Annotated in this window: 6 protein-coding genes; 4 read left to right on the top strand and 2 right to left on the bottom strand. The window is 66.6% G+C overall.

Going from position 1 to position 7,177, the window contains the following annotated elements; genetic code table 11:
- Positions 1–32 precede the first annotated feature (32 nt).
- Entirely contained in the window at positions 33–3,263 is a 3,231-nt protein-coding gene (gene mobF / locus ACIHAD_RS48570) for a MobF family relaxase (protein WP_397361698.1), read from the bottom strand.
- Positions 3,264–3,393: 130 nt separating this feature from the next.
- Entirely contained in the window at positions 3,394–3,858 is a 465-nt protein-coding gene (locus ACIHAD_RS48575; protein WP_397361699.1) for a GNAT family N-acetyltransferase, read from the bottom strand.
- A 482-nt stretch (positions 3,859–4,340) separates the two neighbouring features.
- Here ACIHAD_RS48575 and ACIHAD_RS48580 point away from each other — a divergent pair, with 482 nt between their 5' ends.
- The 4 genes from ACIHAD_RS48580 (at position 4,341) to ACIHAD_RS48595 (ending at position 7,154) form a co-directional block, all read left to right on the top strand.
- A complete protein-coding gene (locus ACIHAD_RS48580; RefSeq protein ID WP_397361700.1) occupies positions 4,341–4,664 on the top strand; it encodes an ArsR/SmtB family transcription factor in 324 nt (107 codons plus the stop codon).
- Between the two features lie 9 nt (positions 4,665–4,673).
- On the top strand, positions 4,674–5,903 hold the full coding sequence (locus ACIHAD_RS48585) for a GNAT family N-acetyltransferase (protein ID WP_397361701.1): 1,230 nt from the start codon (positions 4,674–4,676) through the stop codon (positions 5,901–5,903).
- Between the two features lie 117 nt (positions 5,904–6,020).
- Positions 6,021–6,674 carry an arsenate reductase ArsC gene (locus tag ACIHAD_RS48590; protein WP_397361702.1) on the top strand — a complete coding sequence of 218 codons (654 nt, stop codon included), beginning with the start codon at positions 6,021–6,023 and terminating at the stop codon, positions 6,672–6,674.
- An 87-nt stretch (positions 6,675–6,761) separates the two neighbouring features.
- The gene (locus ACIHAD_RS48595) at positions 6,762–7,154 is read left to right on the top strand and encodes an ArsR/SmtB family transcription factor (protein ID WP_397361703.1); all 393 of its coding nucleotides are present in this window, start codon (positions 6,762–6,764) and stop codon (positions 7,152–7,154) included.
- The last annotated feature ends 23 nt before the right edge of the window (positions 7,155–7,177 follow it).

The following is a 7,177-nucleotide window of genomic DNA, read 5'->3' on the forward strand; positions in this document are numbered from 1 at the left end:
TCGAACGTCACATGATCGAGAAGAGACAAGCCTCATCGGCCCTGCTGAGGACCGCTGTGGCATAGACCCGTCTCCACGCTTTGAGGGGATTGACAGTTCATTCGCTCAGCTAGCTCGGCCTCGCTGGCCAGGCCGACGTTGTACGGAGAGCGGGCGAGGTTCTGGCGCACCTTCAGGCGTTCGATGGCGGCCTGTGCCTCGCGCTCCATGGTTTGCAACTGACCACAGATACGCTCATCCTCACCGTCACGAGTGGCACGTGTGTGGGCGATGGGTTCGGGCTCGGGTGTCAGCAGACGGTCTGCGTGATCACCATGGAGAATGCTTGCATAAGCGGCTATAGCGCGCTCCAGCTCGTCCGCGTGGGTGCGGGGCGGGCCGTGGCGGAGCCGGTCGGCGTCGCTTTCAAGCAGTTCGCGTGGCAGGTACAGGTGCGCGCTCTGCCTGTCGCGACTCATGGCGGTGTAGAGACTGTGCTCGTCCAACCCCAGGCCGAAGATCAAGGTGTGCTGACCGGTCAGACCCTGTGCAGCGGCAACGGTCATCGCGGTGCCGTAGGACAGACCGCCAGCCGCGATGTAGGCAGGGCTGACCCACTCGCATACCAAGGTTGCCCCATCCGAAGTGGTCCGGCGCCATTCCACTTGCACCCCACCCTTCGCGTCCATGGCGGTGATGCGACCCCGGTAGCCGTTGAGCACGTCTACTGGTCCTTCGCCGCGCCGTGCCCGGTAATCGTTCTTCCGCACCCGTACGTGGTCCCCAATCGCCAGTGCGATGCTTGTGCCGCCAGCCACGTGGTAGATGCGATCGGGGCCGGACAGCTCACCCAGCTCCCGGCGGATCGTTCGGACAACGAGGTTGAGCCGACCGGCCGCCTCGTTCGTTCCCGCCAGCACCAGGAGGTCGGCCAGTTCCTCATGCACCCCCGGGCCCTCAGCGGTCCGGTACGGCTGCCGAAGCTCCACCCAGTCGGCGAGCAGCCGGGCCATGGTGTCATCGGCGCCGGTCTCGGTGTGCACGTGGCCGCCGTCTGCCCAAGTGCGTAGGGCCTGGTGGCGTTGACCAGCCCGAAACAGCTCCAGCGCCTTGCGTTCTAAGGGATCGCGCTGGCGACGGTTGTGCCGCAGGACCAGCCCGTCGACCTGGCGATGGATGGCGGCAAACCCACCGCCGACGCCGACGGCACGCAACTGCTTGGGGTCGCCCAGCAGCACCACCTTGGTGCCGCACCGTTCGGCGTCACCCAGCAGCATGGCTAGTTGACGGTCATCGACCATCGCAGCCTCGTCGATCACCAGCACGTCCACGCCGGCCAGGCCCGGCGCCTGCTGGATGCGCAGGAGCCAGGTAGCGACGGTGTCCGTGCCGATGCCCGATTCGGCGCGCAACGTGGCGGCGGCCACTGCCGCGGTGGCCGCCCCCAGGACCACCGAGCCCCGGCTCTCATAAGCGGTGCGTACGGCAGCCATCAGCGTCGTCTTACCGGCACCGGGCACACCGATAATCGCCTCGACCCCATGCCCACCGCACAAGATGCGTTCTAGCACGGCGCGCTGCTCGCGAGTGAAGGCCAGTTGGTGGCTGACCTGGAAGGCGTCCATGGCCAGACTGGCAGCGTCGGCGTCGAGCACGGCCACGCCGGCGTTGTAGCGGCGACGCACGCTTGCCAGCAGCGCCTGTTCGGCCTGGAGGATGTCGGTGCTGGTGTAGCGGGCGGAATTGGCCATATGTCTGGCCCCTGCTTCCGGTAACCGCGCTGCCGGGGCCAGTGTGAGCACCTGATCAGCTAGTACTTCGGCCTCAGCCAACTCGCTCACGCCGCCGGCGCAGGCGTCGATGACGGCGGCCAGCACATCGGCGCGGGTAACCCACTTGCGATGTCCGGTCAGCCCGTGCTCAGGCCGCCAGATCCAGGCCGCGATCTCCTCAGGAGAAGGCGTGGCGGGCAACTGTGCGCCGGAGCGGCAAGCCGCCACCAGGTCGGTGGCATCCACTCCCACTGCCTTGAGCTGGCGGTGCCACTCGGCGCGCAGCTCGGCCTCGGTCACATCCATCTTGGGTTGGCGGCTTTGCGTCGCGGCCACCATGTGCGTCTGGCGCGAGGCCTCCTCGGCGGAGAAGCCGAGCTTGGCGAGCACCTGCTTGATCTGGCCATGGCGCTTGGAGAACAGCGTACGCACCGCGGTGGGAACGGCTCCTATCTCCCACGCTCCAGTCTCCGGATCCCGTGTCCAGGCAATGCCGAAGCGTTCGGTCAGGAGCTGGCGCAACCGCCCCTTGAACAGCGCGTCAGCGGCGTGCGCATGCCGATGCAGATCCCGGCCCCCGGCCGCGACCGCAGACCAATTGCCGTCCAGACCGCGCACCATGTTCACAATGACCACGTGGATGTGCAGGTGCGGGTCCGGAGCCGCCGAACCCACCGGACGCGCGGTCGAATGCAGCAACGCCCAGCCCATCAGGCCGCTCGTACGCATCTGGGCGGCGAGCTGACCGTCCCCCTGATGGCCTCGCTGCCCGTAGCCCACCCACTGCTCAAGAGCGCCGACGACCTCGCCCATCGCGTTAGTGACAATGGCCTGCAGCTCGGCCGCGAAGCTCTCATCGGCCAGGCCATGCAGCACCGACAACGTCTTACTCACGTCCAGCACAAGGTCATAGCCTCGGTTACCAACGCGGACCCTGGCATTGCGCCACCTACGCGCATTCGCCAGCTCCTTTGGTTCGTAGATATCGGCTAAGTCGAGACCGGCGGCGCCGGCCAGTAGTTCCAGATCCCCGAGGCGCACCAGGTGCGCCTCTCCTTCCCGAGCGATGCCGCGCGCCAGCTGGGCGGCGCGCTTGACCAGCGCCGGATGAGCAGCCAGCAGGTCCTCGACCGTGTTGCCACGTTCGGCAGCAGCTGCTTCCAACTCGTCCGCCAACGGTGCTGCAGGCAGCTTGCCGCGTGGATCAACGACGTGTTTGGCCTTCACCAGCACCACACCGCTGGTTGGGTGTTCGCCGTTCATCAGCGCACGCGCCATGTTGAACTGATCGGCCCTCAACGGCATGCCCGGTGCGAGCCCCACCTCGCGCAAGCCCTCACCGATCCACACCATGGTGTGCTTGCCGCCCAGTCGATAACTTAACTGGCCATCGGCCTCTCCAAGATGTTCGGTCTCGCGCTCTTCGGCGTGAGGAAGCCCGCATCCCCCGCCTTCCCGTAATCGGTAGTCCACTTGCTCCATACAGGGACCCAGCACAGTGACCCATGCCATGGCATCCTCCTTCCGAAGATGCGACTAGCGCTGGTGTGTTGTCTCGTTCGGACACAAACTTCGTACTGGCTAGGTCTGACCTGCGCGAACTCAGGTATTTCCGAACGATGGCCGTCGGATTCGTCCAGAATTACTCTGCATTCTCGGTGCTCTGACAGGAGCAGAGGTAGAACACCTCAGGATCACTGTCATCGAGGCCGTGCACCATCCCTACCGGCGGCCAGCCGACCCGCTGGAGTAGTCGCTGCATGGGATGGTTGGACAGGTTTGTCGAGGTGAACAGCTTGGCGGTTCGGCATGAAGCTGCGGCAGCGCGCAGAAGCCTCTCGCCAACGCCGTGCCCGCGGGCGGACTCAGCCACCATGAGCATCGTCACGAAGCCCTGCTCGAAGAAGGTGTACTCCACGACGCAGTAGCCGACCAACCCAGCGGGAGTGTCGGCTACAAGCACAGACCCGTCGCGACACCAGCGTTCGATGCTGCCGCGCCGGCCGCCGCCATCGGATCTCGCGACCGAGTCAAGGATCACGAGAGCCTCTGCGTCACCCGCTCTGCCAGCTCGAACGGACAATGCGCGGATGTTGTCGGTCTTCATGAGCCTGATCTTCCTCTCCCGTCAGATCCCTCCCTGGTGCAGGGCGCCTCCGGTCGTCGCCTGATCGATCGCAAGGTAAGGCCGGACGTCGCAAGGTTCGCCCGAACCGGACAGAGGTGTCTGCAAACGAGCGGTCAGACCAGGATGTATCGACAGATACCTTTGTGCCTTATGACTACGATCTTTATTCACTCTGACACTGCTTAGTAAAAGATCGCAATGGGTGTCTACCTTCCACCTCCTGTCTCGCCTGTTCGTGGATGCGGCACTTGGAGGATGATTGGGACTTCGTCGTTCTGATTAGCCGCCATGCGTGGAGCCCTGCTAGATGTGGCACGCAGTCGGGACCTCCACGTCCACAGACGGCCCACATGCGGCGCTACCGATCAAGAGCCGTCAGGGCAGAAGGATGAACCGGCGCGCCGCAAGGTCTTCTACTGAGCGACTTAATCGTCTATCGTCGATCAACGATGAATTCTGATATGAAACCCATCCCTCGGACTGAGGCCGAGGAATACGCGAGCTGGTTTAAGGCGCTGGCCGATGCCACCCGGATCCAGATCGTGTCGCTGCTGGCCCGCCGGCGGGAGCCGATGAGCGTGGGCGAGATCGTGGCCGCTTCCGGGGTGGGGCAGTCCACGGTGTCGCACCACCTGAAGATCCTGGCCGAGGTCCGGTTCGTCCTGGTCGAGCGGCAAGGCACGTCCAGCCTGTACCGGATCAACGAGAACTGCGTGAGCTGTTTCCCCACCGCCGCCGACGTGGTGATGGGCAACCCTGTGCCGGCCGCTCCGGCCTGTGACTGAGGAGATCTCATGGCGCACGACGAGATCGTCGACCACTACTCCGCCCTGGCCCGCAGCGCGCTGAGCGGGCAGCGCATCGCCGACTGCGACCCCGTCGCCTTCGCCGACGGCGGGTTCGGGCCGGCCAGCTACGACGACACCGCCGCGCTCCCCGCTGGGGCGCTTGGGGCCAGTCTGGGGTGCGGCAACCCGGTCGCCGTGGCCGAGCTGCGTGCTGGTGAGACGGTGCTCGACCTCGGGTCCGGTGGCGGCATCGACGTACTGCTGTCGGCCCGCCGGGTCGGCCCGTACGGCACCGTCTTCGGCCTGGACGCCAGCCCTGCCATGGTGGAACTGGCCCAGCGCAACGCCGAACAGGCGGGTGTCACCAATGTGCGGTTCCTGCACGGCGCCATCGAAGCGATCCCGCTGCCTGGCCACACGGTGGACGTGGTCATCTCCAACTGCGTGATCAACCTGTCCGACGACAAGGCAGCGGTGCTGGCCGAGGCGTTCCGGGTGCTGCGGCCCGGTGGCCGATTCGGCGTCAGCGACGTCGTCACCGCCCAAGTGCTCGACGAGCAGGCACGTCAGCGGGCCGAGCAGCGCATCGGCTGCGCCGCCGGATCGCTCACCGTGCAGGAGTACCGGGAGCTGCTGGTCGCGGCCGGCTTCGTCGCCGTCACGATCACGTTGACCGCCGATCACGGCGACGGGGTGTACTCGGCCATCGTCCAGGCCATGAAGCCCGCCATCGGGCCCGGTCTGGAGATCCGGCCGATGCGCGAGAGCGACGCCGAGCAGGTGCTGGCCATCTACCAGGCCGGGCTGGACACCGGCCAGGCCAGCTTCGAGACCACCGCGCCCAGCTGGGAGGGGTTCACCTCGAGCCGCTTGCCGCACCTGCGGTACGTGGCAACCGACAGCGACTCCGGCGAGGTGCTCGGCTGGGTGGCCGCCTCGGCGGTCTCGTCCCGCCCGGTCTACGCCGGAGTGGTCGAGCACAGCATCTACGTCCACCCCGGCTGCCAGGCTCACGGCATCGGCCGGGCGCTGCTGGCGGCGTTCGTCGCCGCCGCCGAGGACGCCGGCGTGTGGACGATCCAGTCGGGCGTGTTCGGCGAGAACGCCGCGAGCCTGAGCCTGCATCAGGCACTCGGCTTCCAGGTGGTGGGGACGCGCGAGCGCATCGGCCGGCATCACGGCGTCTGGCGTGACGTGATGCTGATCGAACGCCGCAGCGCTGTGATCGGCGCCTGAGCAACCACGAGGGCCGATGTTGGCCTGGCGTTCACCCTCATGACATCGACGGCTGCCAATATCGATGAACATCGAAATCGACAGCCGTCGATATGAGCGACGCCGCCGGAGCCCTTCATGGACAGCACCTACCGCCACGCCGATCTGACCGTCGATCAGCAGCACGCCTTGCTCACCGCAGCCCGCACGCTCGCCGAGGAGTTCGCCGGCACCTTCGGCACCGAGACCATCGAGCGGTTCCTGCACACCAGCTACGACCAGTTCGCCAGCCGTGCCGTCATCGCCAATTACCTGCCGCTGCTGGCCGAGCGGTTCGCCCGCCAGCGGCTGCGCGCGCTGGCCCGCGTCGAGGGCAAGGACGGCAGCGGCGTGCCGATCGTGCTGTTCCTGTGCGTGCACAACGCCGGCCGTTCACAGATGGCGCTCGGCTTCTTCGCTCACCTGGCCGGCGAACGCGCCCTCGGCTGGTCCGGCGGCACCGAGCCCGGCGAGCTGATCAATCCGGCCGTCGTCGAGGTGATGCACGAGCGCGGCATCGACATCACCGGCGAGTTCCCCAAGCCGTGGACCAGCGAGATTGTCCAGGCCGCCGACGTGGTGGTCACCATGGGCTGCGGCGACGCCTGCCCGGTCTACCCGGGCAAGCGCTACCTGGACTGGGACCTGGACGACCCCGACGGCAAGACGATCGAGCAGATCCGCCCGATCCGCGACGACGTCGAGCGCAGGGTCCGCGCCCTGCTGGCCGACATCGGCGTCCCAGCCGGCTGAGAGTACTCGCCGTTCCAAGCACGCATAGACAGATGTCAATATAGACATATACCTATTTCGATGAACATCTATACGGAAGGGCAGTGGATGGAACTGCTGGAGATCCTGGAGTGCAGCCCGCCGCTGACCCGCGAACCGCTGGACAGCGAGCAGGCGGCCGGGGTGGCGCGGGTGTTCAAGGCGCTGGGCGACCCGGTACGGCTGCGCATCCTGTCGATCGTGGCAAGCCGCGCGGGCGGCGAGGTGTGCGTGTGCGACATCACCGACGCCTTCGAGCTGTCCCAGCCGACCATCAGCCACCACCTGAAGGTGCTCAAGGAAGTCGGGCTGCTGACCTCCGAGCGGCGCGCCTCCTGGGTCTACTACCGCCTGGTGCCCGAGACGCTGGGTGAGCTGTCGGCGCTGCTAACCCTGCCCGCCAGTGGGCCCGTCACTGGGCCTGCCAGTGGGCCGACCGCTGCAGCGGCGGTGTCACGGTGATGTCGACTCAACCCGCACAGGCC

This window comes from Nonomuraea sp. NPDC052265 (assembly GCF_044547985.1).
In the GTDB taxonomy this organism is placed as follows: domain Bacteria; phylum Actinomycetota; class Actinomycetes; order Streptosporangiales; family Streptosporangiaceae; genus Nonomuraea.

Coding starts and splice junctions, on each gene's coding strand:
- mobF (WP_397361698.1), bottom strand. CDS start 3,263: ATGGCATGGGTCACTGTGCTGGGTCCCTGTATGGAGCAAGTGGACTAC.
- ACIHAD_RS48575 (WP_397361699.1), bottom strand. CDS start 3,858: ATGAAGACCGACAACATCCGCGCATTGTCCGTTCGAGCTGGCAGAGCG.
- ACIHAD_RS48580 (WP_397361700.1), top strand. CDS start 4,341: ATGAAACCCATCCCTCGGACTGAGGCCGAGGAATACGCGAGCTGGTTT.
- ACIHAD_RS48585 (WP_397361701.1), top strand. CDS start 4,674: ATGGCGCACGACGAGATCGTCGACCACTACTCCGCCCTGGCCCGCAGC.
- ACIHAD_RS48590 (WP_397361702.1), top strand. CDS start 6,021: ATGGACAGCACCTACCGCCACGCCGATCTGACCGTCGATCAGCAGCAC.
- ACIHAD_RS48595 (WP_397361703.1), top strand. CDS start 6,762: ATGGAACTGCTGGAGATCCTGGAGTGCAGCCCGCCGCTGACCCGCGAA.